This window comes from Haloferula luteola (assembly GCF_014201715.1).
Taxonomy (GTDB): Bacteria; Verrucomicrobiota; Verrucomicrobiia; order Verrucomicrobiales; family Akkermansiaceae; genus Haloferula; species Haloferula luteola.
On record NZ_JACHFD010000031.1, the window covers coordinates 13,044 to 39,965 of the forward strand.

The 26,922-nt window shown below is 59.5% G+C and carries 25 protein-coding genes and 1 pseudogene; 15 read left to right on the forward strand and 11 right to left on the reverse strand.

Annotated features, from left to right (window positions below; all coding sequences use genetic code 11):
• Nucleotides 1–22 precede the first annotated feature (22 nt).
• Complete coding sequence (locus HNR46_RS18730) at nucleotides 23–556, reverse strand: rhodanese-like domain-containing protein (RefSeq protein WP_184021802.1); 534 nt, start codon at nucleotides 554–556, stop codon at nucleotides 23–25.
• 101 nt (nucleotides 557–657) lie between these two features.
• Here HNR46_RS18730 and HNR46_RS18735 point away from each other — a divergent pair, with 101 nt between their 5' ends.
• Entirely contained in the window at nucleotides 658–972 is a 315-nt protein-coding gene (locus tag HNR46_RS18735) for an ArsR/SmtB family transcription factor (protein WP_184021805.1), read from the forward strand.
• 68 nt (nucleotides 973–1,040) lie between these two features.
• On the opposite strand, the gene HNR46_RS18740 is transcribed toward HNR46_RS18735, so the two are convergent.
• From HNR46_RS18740 to araD, 3 genes are all read right to left on the reverse strand, one after another.
• Nucleotides 1,041–1,802, reverse strand: coding sequence for an SDR family oxidoreductase (locus HNR46_RS18740; protein WP_184021849.1), 762 nt, complete (start codon nucleotides 1,800–1,802; stop codon nucleotides 1,041–1,043).
• A gap of 12 nt (nucleotides 1,803–1,814) precedes the next feature.
• Nucleotides 1,815–2,645: a 5-dehydro-4-deoxy-D-glucuronate isomerase gene (kduI, locus tag HNR46_RS18745; RefSeq protein ID WP_184021807.1), complete on the reverse strand. Its 831-nt coding sequence runs from the start codon at nucleotides 2,643–2,645 to the stop codon at nucleotides 1,815–1,817.
• Nucleotides 2,646–2,755: 110 nt separating this feature from the next.
• Nucleotides 2,756–3,448, reverse strand: a complete 693-nt coding sequence (gene araD / locus HNR46_RS18750) for an L-ribulose-5-phosphate 4-epimerase AraD (protein WP_184021809.1) — start codon at nucleotides 3,446–3,448, stop codon at nucleotides 2,756–2,758.
• Nucleotides 3,449–3,691: 243 nt separating this feature from the next.
• On the opposite strand from araD, the gene HNR46_RS18755 reads away from it, so the two are divergent.
• From HNR46_RS18755 to HNR46_RS18785, 7 genes are all read left to right on the forward strand, one after another.
• On the forward strand, nucleotides 3,692–6,493 hold the full coding sequence (locus HNR46_RS18755; protein ID WP_184021810.1) for a pectate lyase family protein: 2,802 nt from the start codon (nucleotides 3,692–3,694) through the stop codon (nucleotides 6,491–6,493).
• Between the two features lie 5 nt (nucleotides 6,494–6,498).
• Nucleotides 6,499–7,746: a glycoside hydrolase family 28 protein gene (locus HNR46_RS18760; RefSeq protein WP_184021812.1), complete on the forward strand. Its 1,248-nt coding sequence runs from the start codon at nucleotides 6,499–6,501 to the stop codon at nucleotides 7,744–7,746.
• A gap of 22 nt (nucleotides 7,747–7,768) precedes the next feature.
• On the forward strand, nucleotides 7,769–9,370 hold the full coding sequence (locus HNR46_RS18765) for a pectinesterase family protein (protein ID WP_184021814.1): 1,602 nt from the start codon (nucleotides 7,769–7,771) through the stop codon (nucleotides 9,368–9,370).
• Entirely contained in the window at nucleotides 9,367–10,737 is a 1,371-nt protein-coding gene (locus HNR46_RS18770) for a glycoside hydrolase family 28 protein (RefSeq protein WP_184021816.1), read from the forward strand. Before HNR46_RS18765 ends, HNR46_RS18770 begins: the two co-directional genes overlap by 4 nt.
• A gap of 20 nt (nucleotides 10,738–10,757) precedes the next feature.
• Nucleotides 10,758–11,273 (forward strand): hypothetical protein, encoded by a 516-nt coding sequence (locus HNR46_RS18775; protein WP_184021818.1) that lies wholly within the window; start codon nucleotides 10,758–10,760, stop codon nucleotides 11,271–11,273.
• Between the two features lie 72 nt (nucleotides 11,274–11,345).
• A complete protein-coding gene (locus tag HNR46_RS18780; RefSeq protein ID WP_184021821.1) occupies nucleotides 11,346–11,750 on the forward strand; it encodes a rhodanese-like domain-containing protein in 405 nt (134 codons plus the stop codon).
• 55 nt (nucleotides 11,751–11,805) lie between these two features.
• Nucleotides 11,806–12,720 carry a hypothetical protein gene (locus HNR46_RS18785; protein ID WP_184021823.1) on the forward strand — a complete coding sequence of 305 codons (915 nt, stop codon included), beginning with the start codon at nucleotides 11,806–11,808 and terminating at the stop codon, nucleotides 12,718–12,720.
• A gap of 9 nt (nucleotides 12,721–12,729) precedes the next feature.
• Here the strand turns inward: HNR46_RS18785 and HNR46_RS18790 are convergent, their stop codons facing one another.
• The 4 genes from HNR46_RS18790 to HNR46_RS18805 are packed head-to-tail and all read right to left on the reverse strand — an operon-like array spanning nucleotide 12,730 to nucleotide 15,748.
• Nucleotides 12,730–13,347, reverse strand: coding sequence for a LysE family transporter (locus tag HNR46_RS18790; RefSeq protein ID WP_184021825.1), 618 nt, complete (start codon nucleotides 13,345–13,347; stop codon nucleotides 12,730–12,732).
• Complete coding sequence (locus tag HNR46_RS18795) at nucleotides 13,344–14,798, reverse strand: C39 family peptidase (protein ID WP_221285284.1); 1,455 nt, start codon at nucleotides 14,796–14,798, stop codon at nucleotides 13,344–13,346. The genes HNR46_RS18790 and HNR46_RS18795 overlap by 4 nt, the downstream gene beginning before the upstream one ends.
• Before the next feature lie 46 nt (nucleotides 14,799–14,844).
• Nucleotides 14,845–15,405 carry a synaptonemal complex protein 1 gene (locus HNR46_RS18800; RefSeq protein WP_221285285.1) on the reverse strand — a complete coding sequence of 187 codons (561 nt, stop codon included), beginning with the start codon at nucleotides 15,403–15,405 and terminating at the stop codon, nucleotides 14,845–14,847.
• Nucleotides 15,383–15,748, reverse strand: a complete 366-nt coding sequence (locus HNR46_RS18805) for a HesB/IscA family protein (protein WP_184021832.1) — start codon at nucleotides 15,746–15,748, stop codon at nucleotides 15,383–15,385. Before HNR46_RS18805 ends, HNR46_RS18800 begins: the two co-directional genes overlap by 23 nt.
• Nucleotides 15,749–15,812: 64 nt before the next feature.
• On the opposite strand from HNR46_RS18805, the gene HNR46_RS18810 reads away from it, so the two are divergent.
• From HNR46_RS18810 to HNR46_RS18825, 4 genes are read left to right on the forward strand one after another with little or no spacing between them, the layout of a single operon-like run.
• On the forward strand, nucleotides 15,813–16,646 hold the full coding sequence (locus tag HNR46_RS18810; protein WP_184021834.1) for a patatin-like phospholipase family protein: 834 nt from the start codon (nucleotides 15,813–15,815) through the stop codon (nucleotides 16,644–16,646).
• 10 nt (nucleotides 16,647–16,656) lie between these two features.
• On the forward strand, nucleotides 16,657–16,884 hold the full coding sequence (locus HNR46_RS18815; protein WP_184021836.1) for a phosphopantetheine-binding protein: 228 nt from the start codon (nucleotides 16,657–16,659) through the stop codon (nucleotides 16,882–16,884).
• A 56-nt stretch (nucleotides 16,885–16,940) separates the two neighbouring features.
• On the forward strand, nucleotides 16,941–18,191 hold the full coding sequence (locus HNR46_RS18820) for a non-ribosomal peptide synthetase family protein (RefSeq protein ID WP_184021838.1): 1,251 nt from the start codon (nucleotides 16,941–16,943) through the stop codon (nucleotides 18,189–18,191).
• Entirely contained in the window at nucleotides 18,188–19,627 is a 1,440-nt protein-coding gene (locus tag HNR46_RS18825; protein ID WP_184021840.1) for a class I adenylate-forming enzyme family protein, read from the forward strand. Before HNR46_RS18820 ends, HNR46_RS18825 begins: the two co-directional genes overlap by 4 nt.
• Here HNR46_RS18825 and HNR46_RS18830 read toward each other — a convergent pair.
• Both HNR46_RS18830 and HNR46_RS18835 read right to left on the reverse strand, forming a co-directional pair.
• A complete protein-coding gene (locus HNR46_RS18830; RefSeq protein ID WP_184021843.1) occupies nucleotides 19,617–21,617 on the reverse strand; it encodes an ATP-dependent helicase in 2,001 nt (666 codons plus the stop codon). The two genes, HNR46_RS18825 and HNR46_RS18830, sit on opposite strands and share 11 nt — an antisense overlap.
• Before the next feature lie 66 nt (nucleotides 21,618–21,683).
• Nucleotides 21,684–22,442 carry a zinc metallopeptidase gene (locus HNR46_RS18835; protein ID WP_221285286.1) on the reverse strand — a complete coding sequence of 253 codons (759 nt, stop codon included), beginning with the start codon at nucleotides 22,440–22,442 and terminating at the stop codon, nucleotides 21,684–21,686.
• Nucleotides 22,443–22,471: 29 nt separating this feature from the next.
• Here HNR46_RS18835 and HNR46_RS18840 point away from each other — a divergent pair, with 29 nt between their 5' ends.
• A complete protein-coding gene (locus HNR46_RS18840) occupies nucleotides 22,472–23,212 on the forward strand; it encodes an SDR family oxidoreductase (RefSeq protein WP_343076067.1) in 741 nt (246 codons plus the stop codon).
• A 54-nt stretch (nucleotides 23,213–23,266) separates the two neighbouring features.
• Nucleotides 23,267–25,930, forward strand: coding sequence for an ATP-dependent DNA ligase (locus HNR46_RS18845; protein WP_184021845.1), 2,664 nt, complete (start codon nucleotides 23,267–23,269; stop codon nucleotides 25,928–25,930).
• Nucleotides 25,931–26,027: 97 nt separating this feature from the next.
• Here the strand turns inward: HNR46_RS18845 and HNR46_RS18850 are convergent, their stop codons facing one another.
• Complete coding sequence (locus HNR46_RS18850; protein WP_184021847.1) at nucleotides 26,028–26,210, reverse strand: hypothetical protein; 183 nt, start codon at nucleotides 26,208–26,210, stop codon at nucleotides 26,028–26,030.
• A 181-nt stretch (nucleotides 26,211–26,391) separates the two neighbouring features.
• Here HNR46_RS18850 and HNR46_RS18855 point away from each other — a divergent pair.
• A pseudogene (locus HNR46_RS18855) lies at nucleotides 26,392–26,922 on the forward strand (hypothetical protein); the annotation flags it as partial.

Below are 26,922 nucleotides of genomic sequence, written 5' to 3' on the forward strand. Positions count from 1 at the left end.
GACGATTTCAACAGGTTAGAATTCACACCGAACAAGAATGGCCCTGGCCCACCTGGCCGGAGCGTTGATTCCAGGGAGCTTTCGCCAGAAGCATGGCCATGCCGCACCAATCGGTGATGCCCGCAAAAGTCAGCCCCGCTCCCACAAAAGCCGCGAGGCCATAAAATGCCGGATGCACCCAGGTTCCCAGCACCACTCCCGTCAACACCAACAACCCAGCTGCGATCCGCACCTGTCGCTCCAGCGAAAGCACCGACTTTCCACGTTTCACCGGAAGGCCCGCTTGCTCCCAGGCCATCACCCCGCCTTCCAAAACCCGCAGACCCTCACAGCCCGCCGCTTGCAGTTGCTCCATCGCCTGCATCGCCCGCTTGCCCGACCGACAAACCAGCACACAGCTCCGACCTTTGACCCGATCCGGCTGCAGCCGATCCAACGGCATCAACTCCGACCCTTCGATGTGAATCTCTCCAAACTCCGCCGGGGTGCGCACGTCCACCACCGTCACTCTTCCCCCTGCCAGTTCATCCTTCAGTTGCTTCGCATCCATCTTCATCGCTCTCGCTGTGTTGAGGTTCGCCGTCCTGCGGCACGAGTTCACTATATAGCCATATGGTTATTCTTGCGCAAGCGTTTTTTCCGGACTATGACCACTCCATGAAACTGGAATCCGCCGAACTGGAGCGCGTCGCGACTTTTTTCCGAGCCTTCTCTGAACCGACGCGACTTTCACTTCTCCAGGAAATGAAAGATGGCGGACGCACCGTGGGAGAATTGGTCGACGTCTTGCCCACCACTCAGGCCAACGTCTCCAAACAACTCAAAATCCTCCACGAAGCCGGGCTCATCGACCGTGTCAAAGAAGGCACCAGTGTCCGCTACTCCATCTGCGAGCCCGTCGTTCTGGAGCTCTGCCGGATCGCCTGCGATAAACTCAACCGCGACGCCCTTCCAAGGAAGCTCACCTTCTAAACTCCTACCAAAACGCACCCGGATCCACCCCGGGTGCGTTCATGGAAGGTCGGCAAAGACCCTGAGAATCAGCGGCCCATCCAGCCCCCGTCGACCACCAGCACCTCACCGTGCACATAACGCGCAGCGTCGGAGGCGAGGAACACGGTCGGGCCCTTGAAATCCGCTGGATCTCCCCACCGACCCGCAGGAATCCGGGCAAGGATCTGCTGGGCACGCGTTGGATCATTCCGCAGCGCCTCGGTATTGTCCGTGGCAATGTAGCCGGGGGCGATCGCGTTGACGTTCACACCTTTCGATGCCCACTCATTCGAGAGCGCCTTGGTGAGCTGACCAATCCCGCCCTTGGATGCGGCATAGCCCGGCACTGTGATACCGCCCTGAAAGGTCAGCAAGGACGCCGTGAAAATCACCTTGCCCGAGCCTCGTTCGATCATCTTGGCTCCGACCTCACGGCTCAGCACAAACTGGGCGTTCAGATTCACTTCAATCACCTCGTACCACAAGTCGTCCGGATGTTCCGCGGCAGGAGCCCGCCGGATCGTCCCCGCATTGTTCACCAAAATATCGGGAGTTCCCTGCTCGGCGAGAACCTTCGCAGCGAAAACCTTCACCGCCTCACGATCGGAGAAATCACATTGATACGCGGTGAATTTCCGCCCCAAAGCCGTGACCGCTTTCTCGATGTCACTGCCCGGTTCCAACGACGCACTCACGCCGACGATGTCCGCCCCGGCTTCAGCAAGTCCTTCTGCCATGGCGAATCCAATGCCCCGCTTGCAGCCCGTGACGAGAGCGGTCTTCCCGCTGAGATCGAATGTTGAGAGAATGCTCATGACGATTTAGCGAAGTTCGGAAATTTCCACCCGGTCCATGTCGGTGAAAGCTTGGTTTTCGCCCCCCATGGCCCAGCAAAACCGATAAGCGGCGGTACCTGCTCCGCAGTGAATCGACCAGGCGGGCGAAAGGACGGCCTGCTTGTCCTGCACCCACAAGGGGCGGGTCTCCTGAGGTTCGCCCATCATATGGAGCACTGCGTGACCGGTCGGAACGTCGAAATAGCAATACACCTCACTGCGCCGCAGGTGAGTGTGCGCAGGCATCGTATTCCAGATACTCCCGGCCTTGAACTCAGTGTAACCCATCACCAACTGGCAGCTCTTGATGCCATTTTCGTGGATGTATTGGCAGATCGTCCGCTCATTGCATTCCTCGGGACTGCCCAGTTCCACCCGGTTCGCCTCAGCCGGCGTCGCGCGGGTCGTCGGATACTCCGCATGGGCGGGATAACTGATCAGATAAAACCCAGCCGGGTCACCGGCGTCGTCGCTCGCAAAAGCAATCTCCTTGCTACCCCGGCCGATGTACAGGCAATCGCACTTATCCAGCTCGTACACCGTGCCATCCACTGTGACTGAACCCTTGGCCCCCATGTTGAGAACCCCCAGTTCCCGACGTTCGCAAAAGGTCGCGGCGCGCAACTCCTCTCCGGCCGCCAAAGTCAGCACCCCATCGGTCGGTACCGCAGATCCCACAATCGCTCGATCCAGCTCGGTATACACCAACACAATCTCCCCAGCAGCGAATAGCTCCTCGAGCAAAAAGGCGTCGCGAAGTCCGCTGGTATCAAGAACAGAAGTTTCAGTCGGCGAAGGAGAATGGATAACTTTCATGAGACGTGGTGTGGATGGGAGCCCGGTCGCGCGAGCCCCTGAGCAGGCTGAGACCTAGATTCCAATCGTGCAATGGGGGATCCGCCACCCCAATCGGGGGGCTGCCGAAGTCACTTCTGGCCGTAGTAGGCACCCGGCCCGTGCTTGCGGAAGAAGTGCTTGTTCAACAGGTAGTCAGGAGCCGGGGGCGCGTCCGAGCGAATCGATCTCGTCTTGATCGCCATGTCGGCCACGATTTCCAGTGCCAGAGCATTCTCTACAGCCTTCGCTCCGGTCGGTCCCCAAGCAAAAGGACCATGGTTTCTGACCAAAACCGCGGGCACATCCACCGGATTGAGCTCCGCAAACCGCTCGACGATCACCTTCCCCGTCTCCCATTCATACTCTCCGCCCACCTCCTCCGGCGTCATGTCCCGAGTCACCGGCACCGCGCCGTGAAAATAGTCGCAATGCGTGGTGCCAAGGCACGGCAGATCCACACCCGCCTGTGCAAACGCCACCGCATTGCGCGAGTGGGTATGAACCACCGAGCGGATGCCCTCAAAATGAAGATACAGGCAACGATGAGTCGGCGTGTCGGATGACGGACGCAAATCGCCCTCCACCACTTTGCCATCGAAATCCAGAATCACCATATCCGATGCTTTCAGCACCTTGTAGTCGACGCCGCTGGGTTTGATGGCAAACACCCGAGCCTCCGGGTCCGCCACCGAAACATTGCCGAAAGTCAAATCCACCAGACCGGTCCCCGGCAATTGCAGGTTAGCGGCAAGGCATTCTTCGCGAAGAGCGTCGTAGGACATGGAACAGATGATTACAGGATGAAAACCGAGAAATCCAGAGACGGGAAACGATTCCCTGAGGCGATTTAACGTCTTTCCCCCTGCCGGATCAACGCCGAGATCCAAGAAGTTCCGTCAGCTTTTCGCCGACCCGTTACCTCCGGCAACCCGCTGAAGGAAACGCCCTCCATTAACCCGGACGGATGATTGAGCTGCAGGGCGTCCCTCCCTTGTGATGGCAGGCACGCGACTCTCCTTGGTCCCATGCGCTTGATCCTGATTTCCGCACTCCTATCCCTTACAGCTGCTGGTGAACTGAAAGTCGACATCAACCGGGATAGCAAGGACTTGGATGCTTACACCGAGATCGGCTACCAAAAATGGAGTCAAGGCATCGCAAGCAGCACCACTTCCAACGGCACCACTCCGATCACACGTCACTTCACCACCGATTCCGGTGAAACCGTGACCATCTCCTTCGCCCAAACTCCCGGTTCCGCGAACGCCGGTGGAACGGGGCTCACCTTCATCTACAACGCTAGCCATCTCAGTGGCACCCTCGACCTCCTCGGCGACGGACTCACCGTGGCCCCAAGCCAACTCGCCACAGGAGGGGAAATCCAAATGACCCTCAGCGGACTCTCCGCAGGAACCCACACACTCCTTACCTTCCACAATGGCTGCGACAATGCCTGGAGCGAAGGATCTCTCGCGCCACTGAACCTCTCCATCAACGGCACTCCAGCCCTCGGCCCCATCGCTCAATCCGTCAAGGCCACCTCCAACGCGATGGCCGGCAGCTCTTACCTGACCTTCCATGTCAGCGACCCTTCCGACGTCACCACCATCCTTTTCTCCGCCGACACCGCCACTGGCGATTACCCGATCCGCAACCCCATGATCAATGGTTTCGAGATCGACACTCCCAACCTGTATCAAACCGCCCATAACCCTTCTCCGGCAGATGGCGATGCCCACGTAGATGCCGATCACGGGACCCTCACCCTCCGCTGGGAGCCCGCTCTCTCAGGCGACGTTCTCTCCCACCACCTCTATCTCGGCACCGATCGCGCCGCCGTCAAAACCGCCACCATCGACTCTCCCCTCTTCCTTGGAAACCTATCCGACAGCACCGATTCCTTCTCCCCGACCCTAGCTCCGGTCACCTACTTCTGGCGGGTCGATGAAATCCATGCCAATGGCACCATCACTCCCGGCACCGTATGGTCATTTCGACGCCGCCGCCTGGCTTTTCCCGGTGCCGAAGGCTACGGCCGATTCGCATGGGGCGGACGCGGCGGCAACATCGTCCACGTCACCTCCCTCGATGACTACTCATCAGGCGAAGAACCGATCCCCGGCACCCTGCGCTACGCCATTCAAGAAGAATCCGGCCCACGAATCATCCTTTTCGACGTCGGCGGGCTGATCACCGTGAAAGAACGACTCACCTTGAACGATGACTTCGTCACCCTCGCAGGGCAGACCGCCCCCGGCAAAGGCATCTGCCTGCGCCAATGGCCCCTCGGCCTTAGTGGATCCGACGACACCATCGTGCGCTTCCTCCGCAATCGTCCCGGCGACATCAGCGGAGCCACAGTCGACGGCGGCGGCCTCGCGGGATGCGACCACAGCATCATGGATCACTGCTCCATCAGTTGGTCCATCGACGAAGCCTTCAGCGGTCGAGGTGCCAAAAACATCACCCTCCAAAACTCACTGATCTCCGAAGCCCTCGCCATCGCCGGACATCAAAACTACCCTGCCGGCACCGACCACGGCTATGCGGCCACCATTGGGGGCGATACTGCCAGTTACCACCACAACCTGCTCGCCCACTGCTCAGGGCGTAACTGGTCGATGGGGGGTGGGCTCGATGCCCAGAACCGATTTGCCGGTCGGCTCGATATCCGCAACAACGTCATCTACAACTGGAAATCCCGTACCACAGACGGCGGCGCCATGGAGGTGAACTTCATTGGCAACTACTACAAACCCGGAGCCGCCACGATCTTCACTCCCTTTGCGCTCACCATGAACCACGAGGACCTCTTCGGCGGATCTCAGCAGTGCTTTTTCTCCGGCAACATCATGGAGGGCTACTTCGATGAATCGAACCAGTCCATCGGGCGCCGCAGTGTCGTCGACAGTGGCATTCCCACGCCCTCCTACGACACCTTCGTCACCACACCCTTCTTCGATGGCATCTCCTTGATCTCAGAGCAATCCGCCACCGCCGCCTTCAAGCGAGTCCTCTCGGACAGCGGCGCCAACCGTCCCCTCGACGACCACGACTCCCGGATCATCCAGGAAACCATCGACGGCACCACCTCCGTCACCGGCAAAGGTCCCTATGGTGGAGCCCCAGGACTTCCCAACTCCCAGGAAGACGTCGGCGGCTGGGAAGACTATCCCACCACCGAGCGTCCGCCCGGCTGGGATCACGACCGCGATGGCTTACCCGACTGGTGGGAAACGCTCCATGGCTCCAACCCATCCTCCGCTCATGGCGATTTTTCCGACGCCCATGCCGACCTTGATGGCGATGGCCAAACCGTCCTCGACGACTACCTCCACTTCCTCGCCTCCGTGCATACCCGGTGCCTCACGGGAAACTCCGTCGAAATCGACCTCGCCCTCCACACCCGCGGCTACACCGACACACCTCGCTACACCTTCTCCAACCTCCTCAACTGCACGGCTGTGTGGCTTCCAGACACCTCGATCGCACGCATCACGCCCTCTCTGGATTTCATCGGAATCGCCTCCCTCACCGTCACCGTGACAGATGCCAGCGGGGACTCCCACAGTCTTCCAGTACAAATCAGAGTGGCGCCCGAGTTTCCTCTCTCTCACACGCGTCTTGAAATCCGCCATCAAATCGATCGCCTCGAACTCCTTGCGACCGCTCCCGAAGGTACCCCCGTCAGCCTTCAGGAATCCACCACCCTCGACCACTGGATCACCGCCGAATCTTTCCTCGGCAATGACGCCACGCGCGTCATCGCCCGCCCCACTCCATTTCCTGGGGAGCGATCCTTTTTCCGCCTCCACTCCGAAGATTGACTCTCATGAAAGGACTCCACGCTTTCCTTACCCTTCTCTCTATTTCCTCCACGCTCCTCGCTCGGGAGGTTTTCCCGATCACGGACTTTGGTGCACGCCCTGATGAACCATCGACGATCGAGATTCAGGCCGCCATCGACGCCTGCGCCGATGCAGGAGGAGGCACCGTCAGCATCCCCCCCGGCACCTTCTTCACCGGATCTCTCTTCCTCAAAGAGAACGTCGATCTCCACCTCGAAGCAGGGGCCATCCTCAAGGGCTCCCAACAACTTGAGGACTACCCGAAAAGACCCACTCGCATCGAAGGGCACACCACCCCTTGGCGCATGGCACTCATCAACGCCTCCAACTTAACACAAGTCCGCATATGGGGAGATGGAACCTTGGATGGAGACGGTGAAGTCTTTTGGAAAGCCTTCTGGAAACGACGCCAGGAGAATCCCCGATGCACCAACCTTGAGGTCGAGCGCCCACGCTTGATGTTCTTCGATACCTGCATGGGCGTCACCCTTGAAGGCATTCGCCTCCGCAATTCCGGATTCTGGAATCTTCACCTCTACCGTTGCCAAGACGTCACGGTCGATGGACTCGATATTTTTGCCCCCGGCGAAGGCTCCCCGGTGCGGGCCCCCAGTAGCGACGGCATCGACATCGACAGCTGTCAACGAGTCACCGTGCGCAACACTCGCATTGCGACCGACGATGACTGCATCGCTCTCAAAGGATCCAAAGGCCCGTTAGCAGACCAAGACGCCGCCAGCCCCCCAGTCGAAGACATCCTTGTCGAAGACTGCGAGTTCGCCCGCGGGCATGGCGTCGTCACCCTCGGGAGCGAAGCCACCCTCGTCAGAAATGTCATCGTCCGCCGCTGCAAGGTCGGCCCCGGAAACCAACTGATCCGACTCAAACTGCGACCCGACACGCCCCAGCGATACGAAAACCTCCTCTACGAAGACATCGAACTTCAAGGCGATCGCGGCTCTCTATTCGCCGTCCGGCCCTGGACCCAATTCTTCGATCTTCAGGGGCATCAACCTCCGCCGTCACTCGTCCGCCATCTCACTCTGCGCAATGTTCGAGGAAGCTACGGCTCATTCGGTCAACTCATTGGCAACCCCGGAGACACCCTCGAATCCATCACCCTCGAAAACATCGACATCACCCTCAAGGACCCTCAGCTCCAATGCAAAAACCTGAAAGACGCCACGGCAAAACAGGTTCGCATCAACCACGCCGATTGGACTCTCCCGTGACGCCCCTGCTGTGACTCTCTCCATGAAAACCCTCCTCATCCTTTTGCTCTTCTGTCTCGGAGTCTCCGCAAGCCCCACCATCTACCTGATCGGTGACTCCACGATGGCGGACAAACCCCGTATCGAACATCCCGAACGCGGATGGGGACAACTCTTCCGCACCCTCGTCCGCGAACCCGCTCACCTGGAAAATCACGCCCGCAATGGGCGCAGCTCAAAGTCCTTCCTCGCCGAGAAACGTTGGGCACCCATCGTTTCCCAACTCCAGGCTGGCGATTGGGTGATCATCCAATTTGGTCACAACGATGAGAAATCCGACCAACCGAAACTCCACACCGAGCCACGCGGAAGCTACACCGATCTCCTCCGTCGATTTGTCCACGAAACCCGAGCCAAAGGAGCTCACCCCATCCTCGCCACCCCCGTCGCCCGCCGCCGTTGGCAAAACGGTCAACTCATCCCCACCCACGGCGACTACCCCGATGCCGTTCGCGAACTCGCCCGCGCAGAGCAAGTGCCGCTCCTCGACCTAGAGAAACGCACCTCCGCCATGGAAGCCGCCCTCGGAGAAGAAGGCAGCAAAGCCCTGCACCTCTGGTTCGCTCCAGGGGAGATCGACGCGGCACCCAGGGGCATTCAGGACGATACCCACTACTCAGCCATGGGGGCGCTCTCCACCGCCAAGCTCGCTGTCGACGAAATCCGCCGCCTCCGTCTCGATCTCGCCCACTACCTCACCTATGGCGATGCGACCGTCGCTGCCGACGGCAGTGGAGACTTCACCTCCATCCAACAGGCCATCATGGCCGCCCCTTACCGGGCTGCCACCGAACCGTGGATCATCCGCATCCTGCCCGGCACCTACGCCGAGCGCGTCTATGTCCAGCAAGAGCGCGGCAACCTCCGATTGGTGGGCGATCATGCCACGACCACCCGACTCACCGCCGGCATTCACGCCAACATGACCGGACCCGACGGACAACCCGTCGGAACCTTTCGCACAGCCACCCTGCACATCGATGGCGACGGATTCGAAATCGAAAACCTCACCGTCGAAAACTCTGCTGGCCCAGTAGGACAAGCCCTCGCACTACGAGCCGATGGAGATCGCCTCATCTTTCGCCACTGCCGTTTTCTCGGCTGGCAGGACACCATCCTCTGCAACCGAGGTCGCCACTACTTCGAAGATTGTGAGATTCTCGGCCACTGCGACTTCATCTTTGGTGCCGCCACCGCGTGGTTCGAACAATGCCGGATTCATTCCCTCAAAGACGGCTACATCACCGCTGCATCTACGCCCGCCAACCAAGCCTACGGTCTCCTCTTCCATCGTTGCACCATCACCGGGGAACCGGACGTCCAAACCTACCTCGGAAGACCTTGGCGGGAGTTCGCCATGACCGCCTTCATCGATTGCACCATGGACGCCTCCATCCGACCAGATGGCTGGAAAGAATGGAATGCTGCTGACCCTGCAAAAACCGTTCGCTACGGCGAATCCAGTAACCAAGGACCTGGGGCTGCGACCGAACATCGCGTGCCTTGGGCTCATCATCCTGTGGACGACGCACTCTCTCCGGAAACCGTCTTCAACGGGTGGGAACCTCGCCATCATTCCCCATGAAAGCGCGGCTCATTGCCCTCCTCCTCGCCCTCACCTCATCCACCGCCCTCTCGGCACTGATCTCACCGGGATGGCAGGACATCGACCCCATTCTCAAGAGGATCCAGGCGCCCTCGTTTCCTAATCGTGACTTCACCATCACTGATTTTGGTGCGCAGCCGCATGCTCCTGCGACACAGGCCATCCGAGACGCCGTCGAGGCCTGCCATCAAGCGGGTGGCGGTCGCGTGATCATTCCTCCCGGGCGATGGCTCACCGCGGCTGTCATTTTGCGCTCGAACGTCAACCTTCACCTCGTCCAAGGAGCCACTCTCGAATGGAACTTTGATCTCGATGACTACCCTCTCGTCCTCACCCGCTTCGAGGGAATGGATTGCATGAATTACTCTCCCCTCATTTACGCGATCGATCAGGAAAACATCGCCATCACTGGGCAGGGCACCCTCGACGGTGGCGCGACTCACAAAACTTGGTGGGCGTGGAATCCCAACGACCCCAAGCTGCGGAAAAAGGGGCCCAGCCTTCAATCGAAGGACCGTGAAGCCCTCGGCGCGATGATGGCGGAAGATTGCCCGGTTGAACAACGAACCTTCGGGAAAGGCCATCACCTCCGGCCCAGCTTCATCCAAACCTATCGGTGCAAAAATATCCTCATCGAGGGCGTCACCCTGATCCGCTCACCCATGTGGGAAATCCATCCCGTCTTCTCGGAAAACATCACCGTTCGTGGCGTCACCATCACCAGTCACGGCCCCAACAACGATGGCTGCGATCCCGAATCCTGCCGCGATGTGCTGGTGGAAGACACCGTTTTCGACACCGGGGATGACTGCATCGCCATCAAATCCGGGCGAAATGACGATGGTCGCCGTACCGGCATTCCCTCGGAGAACATCATCATCCGCCGCTGCACCATGAAAGACGGCCATGGAGGGGTAGTTCTCGGTTCCGAATGTTCCGGCCACATTCGCAACGTATGGATCGAAGATTGCGTGATGGATAGCCCGCAACTCGTCCGCTCCCTCCGCTTCAAAAACAACGCCATCCGCGGAGGGATCCTCGAAAATGTCTTCATGAGGAACGTCGAAATCGGTCAAGTCTCTGAGGCCGTGTTAACCATCGATTTTCTCTACGAGGAAGGAGCCAACGGCCCCTACCCACCCATCGCCCGCAACATCCACCTCGAGAACATTACCAGCTCTGCCAGCCCACGAGTTTTGTTCATTCGCGGAATTCCGAATTCGATCATCGGCCCCATCCACATTCGCAATTCCCGATTTCAGGGGGTCACTCAGAGCGATAGGGTCGAACACGCGGGAAGCATCACGTTCGATCACGTCGAAGTCGTTCCCGCACTCTCGCCGTAGCTCGCTCCCATCCACTGAAGATGACGATGCCTTCCACTCTCTACAAAATGGCGCAGCAAGCCATCGCATTCACCTCGAATGCCTCCGACGGAGGCTTGCGACTCCCCGAGATCCTTCAATTCCTGGATACTCAGGGGATCGCCAATGAGCATCTTTCCAACCCAAAAAACAGAGGACCTAAGGCCTATCATTTCCACCCCCGCGAAATCGCCCTGACGGGTTCAGAACTCGTCTTTGGAGACTTTCTTCTCCTCAATCACTGCAGCCACGATCAGTCGCTCATCCTCACCGATTTCCCATCACTCAGCGATTTGGAGTCCCAGATTCTTGATGGCGCGGGGATCCTCAATCCATTCACCACCTTTCTATTGGCATTTCGTCAGGGGATTCTTTCGCCCTACGAGATCACTTACGAATCGCCATCGGGGGAACGAGTTCGTTTTCAAAAGAGCGACCCATGCGATTTTGGAAAAACCTACCCCAATGCCGCCCTTCAATGGCTCGATCCTCGGGAAAAGGCCCATCATCTTCACTAAGATCGCGTCTTGTACCCCCTCTCTCGAAAAAGCCATTTGCCACCCAAGGCGAGGCGGTGGAAGTCCTCTCCCATGAAATCCTGGCTCACCACCATCGCCCTCCTACCGACGATCTCTTGTGCCGTCGAGGTCGCCGACATCCCAGAGGTCGAAAAACACCTCAAGATAGGAACGCAAATCCTCGATGTCCGCACTGCTGAAGAATGGCAGGAAGGGCACCTCGACCATGCCCTCCATGCCGACATCCAGAGGGACGACTTCGTCGCCATCGCCAAAGCCCAGCTGGACCCCGAAAAGCCCGTCGTGATCTACTGCAAATCCGGAAAACGCAGCGCCCGAGCCTCAAATCGGCTCGAAGAAGCGGGCTTCCAGCAGGTCATCGATCTCAAAGGCGGAATGACGGCCTGGCTTCAGGCCGGCAAGCCGGTCGTCGTGGATCCGCCAACGCCCATCGAATCCAAGGCAGCTCCCAAATGAGCGTCCGATTCCACCTTGATTGATTAAGGGAACCGAACTATCTCCTTCCCCACGCATGGCGGCTGGAAGGAAAGAGCTGAAACTGGGAAGTCGGACCGGCAACAAACGCCGCCGGACCCGCGCCTCCTTCTCGGAAGCCCTCAAAGTGGCCGACGCCCGCGCCCGCGCTCGTGCCACTCGCAATCGACCTGCGGGTCGCCGACGGTTCAAACACATCCAGGCGGCCATCGCCGTTCCCTACGAAGACAGCTCCGCTTCGCCCGATTTCCTGCTGCGAGCCTTTCGGTGGGGCCTCGCCCTCACCCTACTGCCACTCTGTGGGGTCACCTCATGGACCTATTTCGACCAGCTTTCGGGAGTCGCCCTGGACCGTGCATTCTGGATTACCAGTGAGTTCTGGTATTTCGCCACGGGAGCTCTCTTGATGACGGGCTGGTTTGTCTCCGGCCTCTTTTGGAATGCCTTTCTCTACCTGTATGTGCTGGGCCATGAGCTCACTCACATCCTCGCCATCTGGTTGTTTCGAGGAAAAATCAGCGACTGGGGAGTGAGCGTGGATGGCGGCTATGTCACCACCGACAAATCCAACATCTTCATCTCCCTCGCCCCCTACTTTGTTCCCCTGTGGGCCACGCTATTGATGGGAACCTACGCCGCCTTTGCCCGCTTTCTGGAGCCGACTCCCACCGTCGAAAAAACCATCGACGCCTTGCTTGGGTTTTTCTGGGCCTTCCACCTGCTCTGGACCTTGTGGATGATCCCCCGAGATCAGCCTGACTTGAAGGAGAACGGCACCTTCCTTTCCCTCGCGATCATCTACCTCGCCAACCTGCTTCTGGTGATTTTCCTCACCAGCCTCGCCTCCGATGATTTTTCCCTGCGGGAATTCGCCCGCGAATGGCTGATCCGAGCAGAAGACCTCGCGCGCACCGCATGGGTCATCACTCAGGCCATTCGCGCCGCACTCTGAACACCGCCTTCAAATCGCCACGCATTCCAGCACCAGCACAACGGCCAAGATCACCAGCAGCCCGGCGAACACGCGGTCGATCCATTTTGCCGCCCTCCGATACCCTTGTTTCACGGGTGGCCACTGCAACAACCAAGCCCACAGGCACCATAGCAGAAATCCTTGGGCAATCACGATCCCGCCAATGGCCCAAGGCCACCACCGGGGATGATCACCGGCAAGAAATGGACTGGTCGTCGCCACCACAAACAACACCACTTTGGGGTTGAGCAAGTTGGTCAGAAAACCTCGCAAATAAGCTTCGCCTCGCGATCGGATCTCTCCCAACTCGGGGATCTCTCCAGCGTGCCTCAACAGGCCCACCACCATCCATAGCAGATACGCCGCCCCCAAACACGCCACGGCCTTCCCCCAAGCTGCTTCCGTCCGAAAAATCCCCGCCAAGCCCCCCACCGCGAGACCGACGTGAAACACCAGCCCTGTGGCAATGCCCGCGGCAGTGCGCACCCCATTGCCCGTCCCTTCCGACAAGGCCGTACGCGTCACCAACAACCAATCCGGGCCAGGACTGAACTGCCCAATCGCCATCAATCCCGCAAAGGCCGCCAACTCCAACGCGGGACTCACGGCAGAATCATAAACAAGCCCTGGTTGTGCACCCACTGGGCGACCCCTTCCGGCACCCATCGCAATTCATAACTCTCCCCCCATGAATCGCTCACCGCAAACTCCCCGGTCGCCTCGTTGTAGCCAATGATCATGCAAATATGGTAAGCATCCGGCTCCTGCTCCTTCTTTGCATACTCGGCCGATTGAGCCGCCACCTTGGTCGCCCAATCGGACCAATCCGTCACCTGTCGCCTTGCCTGAGTATTGCCATTCGCAATCTTATTGTAATCGGACAAAGAAAACATCGTCCACATCACCGGGGTTCCAGCATCCAGATATCGCTTCAGCCGGGAAATCGTCAGCTTGCGGGATTCTTCATCCTTGGTTCTCCGCCCCTTGCGGTAAACCTGCGACCGAACCTCATCGATCAACAGCTTGGGCGAAGTGCCTCCTCCCATCCCCGTTTGGCCCACCATCGCCAAGAGATACATGTCCGCATCCATGCCCATGAACCGCATCGCCCGTTCAAAGGTCGCCGGCACGCAATACCCCTTCGGCCCCTGATTCACCATCGGGATGCCTTGAATCACCACGTCGCCATTCGCTTCACGCTTCACTGCAGAGGCGACCCGTGATTTGATTGCGGAATCATTGACACGCAGAGTCTTACCTCCGTTTTCAGCAAAATTCACTGGGACAATCGATAAGCCCACGAACTCCCCCTCCTCCATCGACAAGAGAATCGACACCCCTTGTGTATCCCACCGCGAAACGGTGCGGCGCTCCTTGCCCTCGCCGAAACGCTGCGTCACCGGTTCCCCCAACACTCCGGTCAGCCCAGCCGTGATCTTGTTGAAATCCGCCTCCATCGCCCCCTCAAGGCTGTGCACATCATCGGACTCTTCTCCGCTGAAATGATCCTCTCCGAAACCTGCGGTCGATCCGTAGTCTCCCTTGTTGGCAAACACCACGGAAAGATGGCTCACCGACCCCCATGGATCGGAATACAATGCCAGCGAATACGGCATCGCTCCGAACAATCGATAGCTGCCCGTCTTCCCATCCGCACCCGCCACGAACGCCGCATACAATCGCCATGACTCCATCCCTGGCGTTCGCGACTCCGGACTCAGGCGCAGTGCCGCCGCCACCTCACGAGCCGACCTCTGCAGCAGCGGGTTCTGGGTGAACAACTCGTGACCCACCACCCGGTTCAAGGCCGATATCTCACTCCCTTGGGCAGCCCGCTCGGCCTTCAGAAACTTTTGATCCTCTTCCGAAAGCGACGACTCCTTGAGATCAAAAATCTTTCCGTCATTCCGCCGCAACGTCACGGCATTCTCCTGAAAACCCACAACCTGCGCGACCAGTTTGCGCCCTTGGTTATCGGTGAATGTTCGCATCTCCCCCGCTCCCGCACTGCCCGTAAGCATGGCCGAAATGAAGACCGAACTCAGCAACCTCATCATAGCCACGAGTTCTAGGCCGCCCCTCCGCCCTGTCAACGGCGCGGGCTCACCACATCGCCGCAAACTTCGCCCGGATCTGAGCCGACCATTTCCCAAAAAAGGCTAACTCCCGTGCGACCGTCCACCCATCCAACTCGCCGCGCTCAACCTCAGGAAACCGGCTCTCGCGCTCTTCCCGTGCAACATCCAACTGCTCCTGAATCCCCTCCAGCTTCTCTCGGCACTCCTGGATCCTCGGCTCCAACAATGCCCGCGCCAGCTGACTTTGCGCTCCCTCCCGCTCTTTCAGCAGCCCGTCAGCTTCCTGCAACACCGGGCCGATGCTGGAAAAAAAATCCATCACTCCCGGTCCCACCGCACCTCTCAGCTCTCCCTCTCGACCCTCCAACTCCAGCCAGTGCCTTAAGCGGGCCCCCGGATCGATCAAGCATGCCAAGGCCTGCTGCAGCCGCTCAAAACCCTCCACCGTCCCGCCCCCATCCGGATGGCGCGTTTTGCCAGCCTCCCGAAAAGCCGCACGCAGCGCCTCACCGCTCCATTCCAGGCGGCGTTCCAGCCCCAACTCGGCAAACGCATCCATTTCCTTAAGCAGCAAAGCTTTCCCCACAGGAACAGGTCACCACAGCATTCGGATTACTCACCTTGAAACCTCCCTGCTGGAGATCATCCGAATAGTCCAACTCGCTGCCACTCACGAACAACGCACTCTTGGGATCGATCACCACCTGCACCCCATTGCTGGGCACCATAATGTCGCGGTCACGAGGGCCATCCACCAGATCCATCTTGTACTGCAGGCCACTGCACCCCCCGCCAATCACCGCAATGCGCAGGGCCCCTTCCGGACGTCCCTGCTTGGCCAATAGTCCACGCAAATGCGCCGAGGCCCCATCGAGAACCTTGATCAGCTTCTCGTTGCCCGTTTTGAAATTCACCGTCGCGTCGGTCATCGCGCGGGAAAATCACCCGCATCCTTGAAACTGAAAACCGAAAACTCACAAACTCCGCCCGCCGATGCCCGACACCCCATTCCGTCCCAACCCTCACCGCACTGCCGTTGTCCTCGGCTCCTCACTCCTCGGCGTCTATGCCCACGCCGGATTTCTCAATGGTTTGATCGATCGTGGCTTCCATCCCGCCCGCCTTTCCGGAGCCTCCGCGGGAGCCCTCGCCGGAGCCCTCTACGCCTGCGGCCTCCGCGGCGACGACCTTCGCCATGCGGCCCTCGACCCGAAAATGCGCTGGTCCTATTTCGACCTTGGCTTCCTCTGGCGCATGCCCGGTGTCGGTTCCGTGCTCTGGGCCAATGGCATCTTCCACGGAAAAGGCAAAGTCCGCCACCTCCGAAAACTCCTCGGCGATGCCCAACTCGACGGCTTGAAGCTCGATATCGCCGTCACCGACATAGAATCTCAAGAAACCGTCATCCGCCATTCCGGCCCCCTCCCCGAACTCGTCATGGCCTCCTGCGCAGTGCCCGGATTGTTCACCATCCAAAACGTTGGTAACCACCGCTACCTCGACGGGGGCATCGCGGCTGAATATCCTTTCGAACATCTGCTCGACCGCGACGATATCGACACCATTCTCATTCACCGCATCCAACATATTGAAAACTCAAGCCCCGTCGTGAATTGGGAAACCGTCGCCAAGTCGGTGGGCTGCACCCACCACACCGCTTGCAAAGCCCTTCACGCCCACCGCCTGCGCATCGCTGCCGACCGGGGCAAACGTGTCGTCGAAGTCACCACTACCACTCCCTTTCCCTCCATCTTCAACAACCGCCATGCCGTTCCCTGCTACGAAGCCGGCCACGCCACCGCCCTCCAATCCATCTCTCCCAGCTGATCTCTCCTCCATGGAAACCGAACTCCTCGAAATCCTTCGCGAACAAATCCTCGATGCCGAGGCCGTCGCCACCGCCCAAACCGACCTCTTCGCTGCAGGCCTCGATTCCATGGGCATCATGCAGCTCGTCCTCGCCATCGAGGAAACCTTCGGAATCGCGCTGGAGCCTACCGACCTCTCCCGCGATCACTTCCGCACGATCGATTCGATCGCCGCATTGCTGAAATCCAAAGCCTGATTCCTTTGGTCCCGACAACTCTCAGCGATGGTTTCCTGCTCGCGCTTGAAACCCACATGCGCCGCCACGATCAGGGCCGACATCTCGCCGCCACGGTCATCGAGCTCGACTCCCCCCCTGCACTCGGCGTTCTCGAACGCGCTGCCGAGTGCCTGGGGCAACGCCATCCCCTTCTCCATGCCCATATCCGTCGTGGTGCGGATTGCATCGCCGCCTGGCACCCTGGCTCCCCAGCATCCCTTCCGGTCCGCCATCATCCCACCGGCGATGGTGACCTCACCGGGCTGGTCACCCGTCTGCTGCGCGAATGCCGCATCGACATCCTCCAACCCGGTCCCAACCTCGAACTCCACCTCGCCACCAAGCAGGACGGCTCTGCGGCTCTCATCCTCATCTGGCCTCACCTCCTCTTCGATGCCGTCGGCATCGATCTTCTGCTGGAGGAATTCGACTCGCCCGACAAATCCCGCCGACAAGCTTGGGGCGAAACCGCTCCGCTCCCCGGCCCTTCACAAGCATGGAAGCTGGCCAAACCCATGGTCGAGGAAATGCGAACCTTTCCCGCCTGGCGCATCCGGTCCGGACACCAATCCCGCACGGCCGGCCCTCCCGCCTTTCGCCTACTTCGCTTCACACGCGCTGAGAGCACCCTCATCCGCCACAAAATGAACAGCACTGCAGGGGAACTCCTTCTCCTCCCGTACTTTGCCGCCGTCGCTGCCCGCGCGGTCAAATCCGTCATCTCGACCCGTCATCCCCGCGAGGAAACTGCACTGCTCCTTTCCCTCCCCGTCCAACGCATTTCCGATCCCACCAAGCGCCCCCTTTTTCAGAACCACATGACCGCTTGGTCCCTGCTCCTCACCCATGAGGAATTGGCCGACCTTCCCGGAGCCACTCGATCCCTCTTCAAAAAATACGGCTCCTTTCTGCGCCGCAAACTGCCCGCCGCCATGGATGCCCTCATGGCGCTCATGCATCGCTGCCCATCTCGTCTCTACCTCAAGCCCGCTTCCTTCTACCTCAAAGGCGAAATCTGCTCCCTCTTCCACTCCCACACCGGAACCTTTCCCTCGCGAGTGCGCAGCGTACTCGGCTGCGCCATCACTCACGCCTATCACCTGCCCACCGTTTCCTCGCCTCCCGGCATCGGAATCTTCTTCTCCGAATACGATGGCCAAATCGCCGCCACCCTCTCTTGGCGAGACCTGAGCCTCCATTCGGGAGAAATCGATGCCCTCGAAGCCCAACTCCGCCACGACCTCGGACTCGACCAGACCCCCTCTCCGGTCCCCACCCAGCCATGAACCTCATTGCTGACATCCTCGCCCGCCGCCCCGCCGATGCCATCGCCATCATCTCCGGAGATCGCCAGGTCACCTACGGCGAACTCCGTTGCTCCGCTGAGCCCATCGCCCGCGACCTCCGTTCCGCCTCCGCCCATCTCGGACGCAACCCCCGCGTCGGCCTTCATTGCCCCAATGGTGTCGACTACATCATCCATTCCATCGGCATCCTCCTCTCCGACGCCTGTTTGGTGCCTTTGGCAGAAGAGCTTACCGCCGAGGAACGCGACCAAATCATCCACACCACCTCCCTGGACCTGATCCTCGAAGCCGATTTCTCCCCCAACCTCCCGCGTAACTTCGAAATTCGAGCTCTGGACGGAGCCCCCCCCACCTTTCCCGAGGACCAATTTCAAAACCTCAATCCCGCCTTCATTCGCTTCTCTTCTGGTACCACCGGCACCTCCAAAGGCGTCGTCCTCTCCCACCAAACCCTCCTCGACCGCATCACCGCCGCGAACCGTGGACTCCAGTTGGGCCCTTCCGACCGAGTGCTCTGGATGCTGCCCATGGCCCATCACTTCGCCGTCAGCATCGTTCTCTACCTCCATGTCGGCGCAGTCACCATTCTTGAATCGTCTCCTGCCCGAGAAGACATCCTCGCCACGGCAGAAAAACATGCTGCCACCGTCATCTACGGCTCCCCCTTCCACTTCGCCCTGCTCGCTGCCGATCCCAGCACCTTTCGCTGGCCTAGCCTACGCCTCCCGGTAGCCACTGCGGCCGCGCTTCCTGAAGCCACCGCCCAAGCCTTCGAAAATCGCTTCGGCCAACCCCTCATCCAAGGCCTCGGCATCATCGAAGTCGGCCTCTCCGTACTCAATCTCGACGCCGCCTCAACGAAACCCCAAGCACTCGGCAAACCCCTACCCGACTACCTCGTCCGCCTCGTCGATGATTCCGGCAACGAAGTTCCGACGGGCACCCCCGGTGAATTCCTCGTGCGCGGCCCCGGACTTCTCGATGCCTACCTCGTCCCCTGGCATCCCCATCCCACCCGCGATGGCTATTTCGCCAGCGGAGATCTCGTCGTCCGCGACACCGAGGGACACCTGACTCTCGTCGGTCGCAAAAAATCCGTCATCAACGTCGCGGGTATGAAGCTCTTTCCCGAAGAAGTGGAAGCTTGCCTCAACGACCATCCCGCCGTTTCGCGAAGCCTCGTTTCAGCTCAGGACCACCCGCACATGGGCCAAATCCCAGTCGCCTCCATCATCCCCGCCGATCCCGATCTCCCCCCGAAACCCATCGAACTACAAAGGCACTGCCGTGCCCACCTCAGCGCCTACAAAGTGCCGCTGCGCTACACCTTTGTCGCCGAGCTTCCCCTCACCGCCTCTGGGAAACTCAAGCGCCACAGCTCTCCGCTTCTCCCGACACCGTCCCCTAGCTCTTGAGGAAGTCCTCCATCTCGCCGAAAAAGTCGTCGAGTTCTTCCTCATCGACCTCCGCACCCATGATATCGTCCCAACAGGTGTGGATCAGATGCTTCTCGTCGATCTCCACGATGAACGTGCTCGGCGTACAACCGACCTGCTGCCCCCATTTGGTACGAGCCTGACAGTACGTCATCGTCAGTTTCTTTTGAGCACGCGTGATGCCCACGTAGAGGAGCCGCCGCTCCTCATCCTTGGTCCCTTCCTCAAGGCTCCGGCGGTGAGGCAGCACCCCTTCCTCCATCCCCACCAAATACACCACCGGGAATTCCAAGCCCTTCGATGCATGGAGCGTGATCAAAGTCGCACCTGATTTCTTGTCCAGATCATCGTCCTCCCGATCGGAAGCCAACGCACTATCATCCAGGAACTTCCGGATACTCTTTCCTCGCTGCACATATTTGGACACCTCCTGAAGCAGCTCATGGATGCTCTCCATTCGCTGCTCCACCTCCTTCGGCGTCTTGCAACCCCTCTCCAGCCAATCGCGATAACCACAGGTGTCCAGAAAATCACTCAACACCTTGTTCGCCGGCTCCACCTTGCCATCAATCATCGCCTTGGCCGTCATCACCAGAGCTAGAAACTCACCGATGGCATTTCGCGCCTTGGTCGCCAGAAGATCGGTGAACTCAGGATCGCACATCGCCTCCCACACACTCACCTGCCGTTCACGACTGAAATCCGTCGCCATCAAGGTCGTTGCCTGACCAATCCCTCGCGGCGGAGCATTTAAAATGCGCAACAACGGAACATCCGCTCGCGGATCATCAAGAATCTCCAAATAGGCCAACACATCCTTGATCTCACGCCGATCATAGAAGCTCTGTGCTCCCACCATCCGATACGGCACCTGCGATTTCCGCAAAGCCTCCTCCAACTTTCGGCTCTGCATATTCGTCCGAAAGAGAATCGCGAAATCTTCCCAGGGACGCTTCTCCGTCGCTTTCAACGCCAAGATCTCCTCGGCGATGAACTCCGCTTCCTCATCATCCCCCGGCATCCCAATCAGTCGCACCGGCTCGCCTCCGGCCATCGTATGCCGAAGCATCTTCTCCCGCCGGCCCGCATTGTGCCGAATCAGGCTGTTCGCCGTATGCAGAATGGCTTCGGTGGACCGATAGTTCTCCTCCAACCGAATCACCGTCGGATCCGGGAAAAAGCGCTCAAACTCAAGAATGTTTGCCGACTCCGCACCCCGCCAACCGTAAATCGACTGATCATCGTCGCCCACCACACAAACGTGATACGGCTTCCCCACCAACTGCTGCAGCAACTGCATCTGCAGCCCGTTCGTGTCTTGAAACTCATCCACCGTCACCCGTCGATACACCTGCCGGAAATGATCCCTGACGTCCGAGTGCTCCCTCAAAAGCTTTTCCGCCAACAACAACAAATCGTCGAAATCCACCGCATTGCGAACCCGCAGCTCATTGTCGTAAGCGACCGCCAACTGCGCAAAAAAGTCGTCCTTCATCCGCTCCAGAGGAATGCCCGAATTCTTCGCCTTCGACACCGCCGCCAAAACCTCCTCCGCCTTCAACTTCTCCTCCTTGCCCCCCTTGCGGACAATCAGCTGCTTCATTACCCCCACCTGGTCACTCTGAGTACAAATCGAGAAATTCTTCTTGTACCCCAAGCGATCGATCCCCCCTCGCAACAATCGCACACACAACGAGTGGAACGTGCACACCGTCATCGCCTCGGCCTTCTTCTTGCCCACCATCCCGCCGATCCGCTCCCGCATCTCTGCCGCCGCCTTGTTCGTGAACGTCACCGCCAGAACATTCTCCGGCGCAATCCCCACCTCGAGCATGTTCGAAATCCGGCAAGTCACCGTGCGGGTTTTGCCCGTCCCAGCCCCTGCCAAAATAAGAACCGGGCCATCCAGAGTCGCCACCGCGTCCCTCTGCGCCCGGTTCAGAGAATCAAATGAAAAGCCTGCTGCCATCTGCGGCGCGCAGGAAAGCGCAGCCAACGAGCCGATTCAAGCCCGCTCGCCACCGCCTTTCCGACCTTACTCGCGTCGCCCCCCCAAAAGCATCATCCCCCAATAGGCCAGCTGGGCCACCGCGCCCACCGCCCCTGCCACATACGTCATCGCCGCCCAAAACAACGCATTCTTCGCCATTCCATGTTCCATGCGGACCACCGTGCCACTCGACTCCAACCACGCCAGGGCACGGCGGCTCGCATCGAACTCCACCGGTAGAGTGATGACGGCAAATCCTGCCGTCAGCGCCATCGCACCGAGGAAAAGGTAAATCAAAATCGGAATCTTCGCGACAAACACAAACGCCCCGAAAACCATCAACATCATCAACACATTCAACAACTTGCTCGCCGTGCTCACGGCCGGGACCATCATCGAACGAAACGACAGCCACGGGTAGCCCACCTTGTGTTGAACCGCGTGACCACACTCGTGGGCCGCCACCGCCGCCGCCGCCACCGTGTTCATCGCGTACACCTCTTGGCTCAAATTCACCGTCTTCTTCAGTGGGTCATAGTGGTCCGTCAACATGCCAGGCACACTCACCACCCGAACATCGAAAATTCCATTTTCTCGAAGCATCCGCTCCGCCACCTGCGCCCCCGTCATTCCGATCGCCACCTGAGAATATTTCCGGAAGCGGGACTGCAACGTGTTGCCAATCAACATGCTCGCGATCCCCGCCACCACCACGAGAATCAATGCCAAACCGGAACCCGGAGCCATGCCCGGCCCCTGAGGAGAGCCACCGTAGTATTGAGCCAATACCGTCAAAAAATCCATATCTGCGACCCTAAGCCGAATCCGCCGTCGTGCAACCTGCCCGCAGGTGGAAAATCGCTCCCGTTTTCCAACAGCTGCGCCATGATCCCCTCATGCAGCACGTCTTCATCACGGGCGCCACCCGAGGCCTGGGCCGAGCCCTCGCCCAAGGACTTGCCAATCAAGGACTCACTGTCTCAGCCTGCGGAACCCGGACCGAAGCCGTCGCTGAATTGCAGAAAACTCTGGGACCCCATCACCTCGTCTCCACCTGTGACGTCAGCGATTCCTCCCAAGTCGGAGCTTTTGCCGCCGAATCCCTGAAGCGCTTTGGCCCCCCCGATCTGCTCATCAACAATGCCGCCCTCATCAACGCCAATGCGCCCCTCTGGGAAGTCTCTCCGGAAGAATTTTCACGGGTCATCGACGTCAACCTCAAAGGCATTCACCATGTGCTTCACGCCCTGCTCCCTCCAATGATCGCCCGCGGTTCCGGCGTAATCGTCAATCTCTCCTCAGGATGGGGCCGTTCCACCTCGCCCGATGTCGCTCCCTACTGCTGCACCAAATGGGGCGTCGAAGGCCTTACCAAAGCCCTCGCTGACGAACTTCCCCCTGGCCTTGCCGCCATCCCTCTTAACCCTGGAATCATTGATACCGAAATGCTTCGCTCTTGCTTTGCAGACGAAGCCGGGGCTTACCGCGGGCCCGCCGATTGGGCACGCACCGCGATTCCTTTCCTGCTTTCCCTCAATTCGGCTCACAACGGCCAATCACTCACGGCTCCCTGACCCCCAACCGTCCCCCCCAGTAACCCCCATCACCCTGAACTCCTACTCGAATCTGTGCTTCCCGTCCGCGACCAGCAAGGCCTCCACCTCCCCGAGCCCGACCTTTGGCTCGATCCCCACCGTCCTCGGCCCTTCGCATTCGTTTCTCACGCCCATGCGGACCATTTCGCCCGCCACGAGTGCTGCCTCTGCTCAGAAACGACAGCAGCGCTCCTCCGGGCCCGCTACCAGATCGCCGAGTCCCGGCTTCGCCCTCTCGCTTTTCACTCCCCCATCGAGCATGCAGGACATCGCATCCTGCTCCTTCCTGCCGGCCATATCAGGGGCTCTGCGATGCTCCACATCACCCGGCTCTCCGATGGCAAATCCCTCCTCTACACCGGCGACTTCAAAGTCCGGCCCGGCCGCACCGCCGAGCCCGTCGTCTTCAAGCACGCCGACACCCTGATTCTCGAAACCACCTTTGCCCTCCCCAAGTTCGTCTTTCCCTCCGCCATGGAAGTCGAAGCCTCCGTGCTGCGCTTCGTCCATGGCTGCCTCGATGGCGGGGAAATCCCCATTCTCCTAGGCTACTCGCTGGGAAAAGCGCAAGAAGCGCTCGCCTTGCTTCACGAACACGGCATCCCCGCCCTCCTTCATCCCAAAGTCGCGGAGATGACCGAAGCCTGCCGCACCACCGGTCTCACCTGCCTTCCTGAGCCCGTCATCCTGGCCGACGAAATCCCCCCGGGACACGCCATCATCGCACCTCCCAATGCCGTTCGCTCCACCCTCCTGCGTCGGCTCAAGAACGCTCGCACCGCCATGCTCAGTGGCTGGGCGATGACCCCGGGCGCCGCCTATCGCTATCGGGTGGACGAAGCCATTCCTCTTTCCGATCACGCCGACCATCCCGGCCTTCTCGAATGTCTCCAACGAGTTCAGCCCAAATACGTACTCACCGTTCACGGCTACGCTCAGGAATTCGCCGCCGAGCTTCGCCAACGAGGAATCGAAGCCTGGTCCGCCTCCGGCCAGGACCAACTCGAACTCAGCCTCCCCACCGCCAAGGCGCAGGCAAAACATTCCTTCATCAAACGCCCCAACTGCGGATTTGCGGACTTTTCTGACCTTCTCCGACTCGTTGCCGAAACCCACAGCAGGCTTGGAAAAATCGAACACCTCTCCCGCTACCTCGCTGCGCTCCCACCAGAAACTCTCCCCTTGGCAACCCATTGGTTGGCAGGAAACCCCCTTCCACGGTCGGAAGGAACCCTCCACACCGGCAGCGCCGCCCTTCGCCGCGCCCTTCTCTCGCTTCCCAAGGCCCGCGAAGAGCGCTATCGCACCCTTTCCCTGAGCCAGAACGACGCCGCTCGCACAGCGCGCCTTTTTCTGCAGGAACTTACCCCGGCTCCAGAACCCGAAGAACTCCACGGAGTCCACCAATTCTTTCAGCAGCTCGCTGCCGCTCCGGGTTCACTCTCAAAGATCGAACTCCTCGCGGATCGAATGATTCGCTTCAACCCCGCCGAATCCGAAACCTTGGTGCGCATTCTCACCGGCGACCTTCGCATCGGCCTCAAAGAGGGACTCCTTGAAGATGCCCTCGCCGCAGCCTTCGGTGCCGACCCCGCCATCCTCCGCCATGCTCACATGCTCACCGGCGATATCGGTGAAACCGCCCTCCTTGCTCAGCAGCGCCGACTCACCGAGGCATCCCTTCGCCCCGGTGTCCCCATCAAAGTCATGCTGGCCTCTCCGGAGTCCGACACCGCCGCTATTTTTCAACGCCATCCGTCCCCACTTTGGTTAGAACCTAAGTTCGATGGAATTCGCGCCCAACTCCACAAACGCGGCAATCAAGTCTCCCTTTTTTCCCGCGACCTCCGATCCATCGACAGCCAGTTTCCCGAACTCCTGGCCGAAGCACGCAAGCTTCCAGGTGACTTCATTCTCGATGGAGAAATCATTGCCCACGCCGAGGGCAGAAAACTTACCTTTCAAGACCTCCAAAAGCGCCTCGGCCGCCTCACCCTATCCCAGATTGACCTCTTCTCAGAAACGGCCAGCGACCTACCTCCGGTGGTCTTCGTCGCCTTCGATCAGCTTTACGGAAACCAAAGCTCGCTCCTTGAAGCCCCTCTCCACATCCGTCGACAACACTTAGAAGCCCTTCTTCAAGCCCCTCCTCACAGCTTTCGGATGATTCCGGTCGCGACGGCCCATTCCATCGAACAAATCGAAACCGCGTTCAAACAAGCCCTTCTCGATGGCCATGAGGGGCTCATCTCAAAGAATCCGTCTTCCCCCTATTCTCCCGGTCGCCGTGGAAAATCCTGGCTCAAACTCAAGGGGATCATGCCCACCCTCGATTGCGTCGTCGTAGCCGCAGAACAAGGCCACGGAAAACGCTCCGAATGGCTTTCCGACTACACCTTCGCCCTTCGAGATACTCTCACTGGAGACCTCCGGGTCATCGGCAAAGCCTACAGCGGCCTCACCGATCTCGAAATCGAAGAACTTACCGAGCACTTCCACCGCCATACCCTTGAGAAGCAGCGTCGCAAACATTGGGTGGAACCCAACATCGTCCTTGAGATCGCCTTCGATTCCATCCGCTCCTCCCGCCGCCATGATTCGGGCCTAGCCCTCCGGTTCCCTCGCATCAAAGCCATCCGACGCGACAAAACCTCCGCGGAAATCGACACGCTCCAATATGCTCAGAGCCTCCTCTGAGCCCACAATGCGTCCGCAGCTTCTCGCAGATGCGACCGTTCGGCCCGAAGGACCACTTTGACGTGGAATCGCTCGTCAGCGATCTCCTCCCCATCGACTAGGTCGGGCGAGCCTTGGTGCGGATTCCCTCTCTCTCCACCAGATGACTTCTGTCGTCGCTGTCTTGCCGGACTTCATCCCTCACCCCGGCCAAACTCACTCCCATGAGCCCGAGGCTCACACTGGCTGGGATCTTCAGCGAATCTCCGGCCTGCAAAGGTTCCTCGATCTTGCCGCGCATCACAGATCTCAAATCCTTATCTTCTTATCCTCTCCTGTCATCCTTCGGTGAGGGAGCAGGATCGCCGAGGGCTCATTTCCTTGATTCCTTGGGGAAGAACTTCATTTCAATGAGTTACGACATCTTTCCAGGTTGACCGGATTTTTGATTCGGGATAAGCGTCTGATAACCAGACAAATCCATGCTTCCCGCGAATCTCCCCCCTACGTTCGCGAGAGGATCCCGCTCTTCTTCCCTTCGGCGTCCGAGCTCCCTCTCGCTTTCTCTTCGGCTTCTTCTCCCTCTTTCCCTACTGCTTGCTCTCCTCGCCTCCGCGGAGTGGGGTGGGGTCGGTGGGTGGACTCCTTTTCCCAGCGATTTTCTTCCATCACCGAGTAGCAACGACACCGATGGCGATGGCATCCCCAATGCCTGGGAACTTGCTCATGATCTCAACCCGGATGTTGCCCGGGATGCCTGGAGTGACTTCGATCGCGATGGCGTCACTGCCCTGCAGGAATACCAGATCCACACTCTCACCGGCGGACTCTACGGAAATCCTACCGGCATCTGGAGTTCGCAGGTGCTGCCTGCAGTTCCCTGGGTCAGCTCGGCAAGTTATCAGATCGTCGAGTGCGCCTCCAATGGGATCCTGCTAGTCCAGGTGACCGGCTATTTCCATGGCGCGACGAGCCGCACCACCGAGCCGTGTTTGTGGCACCCGCAAGCCCAG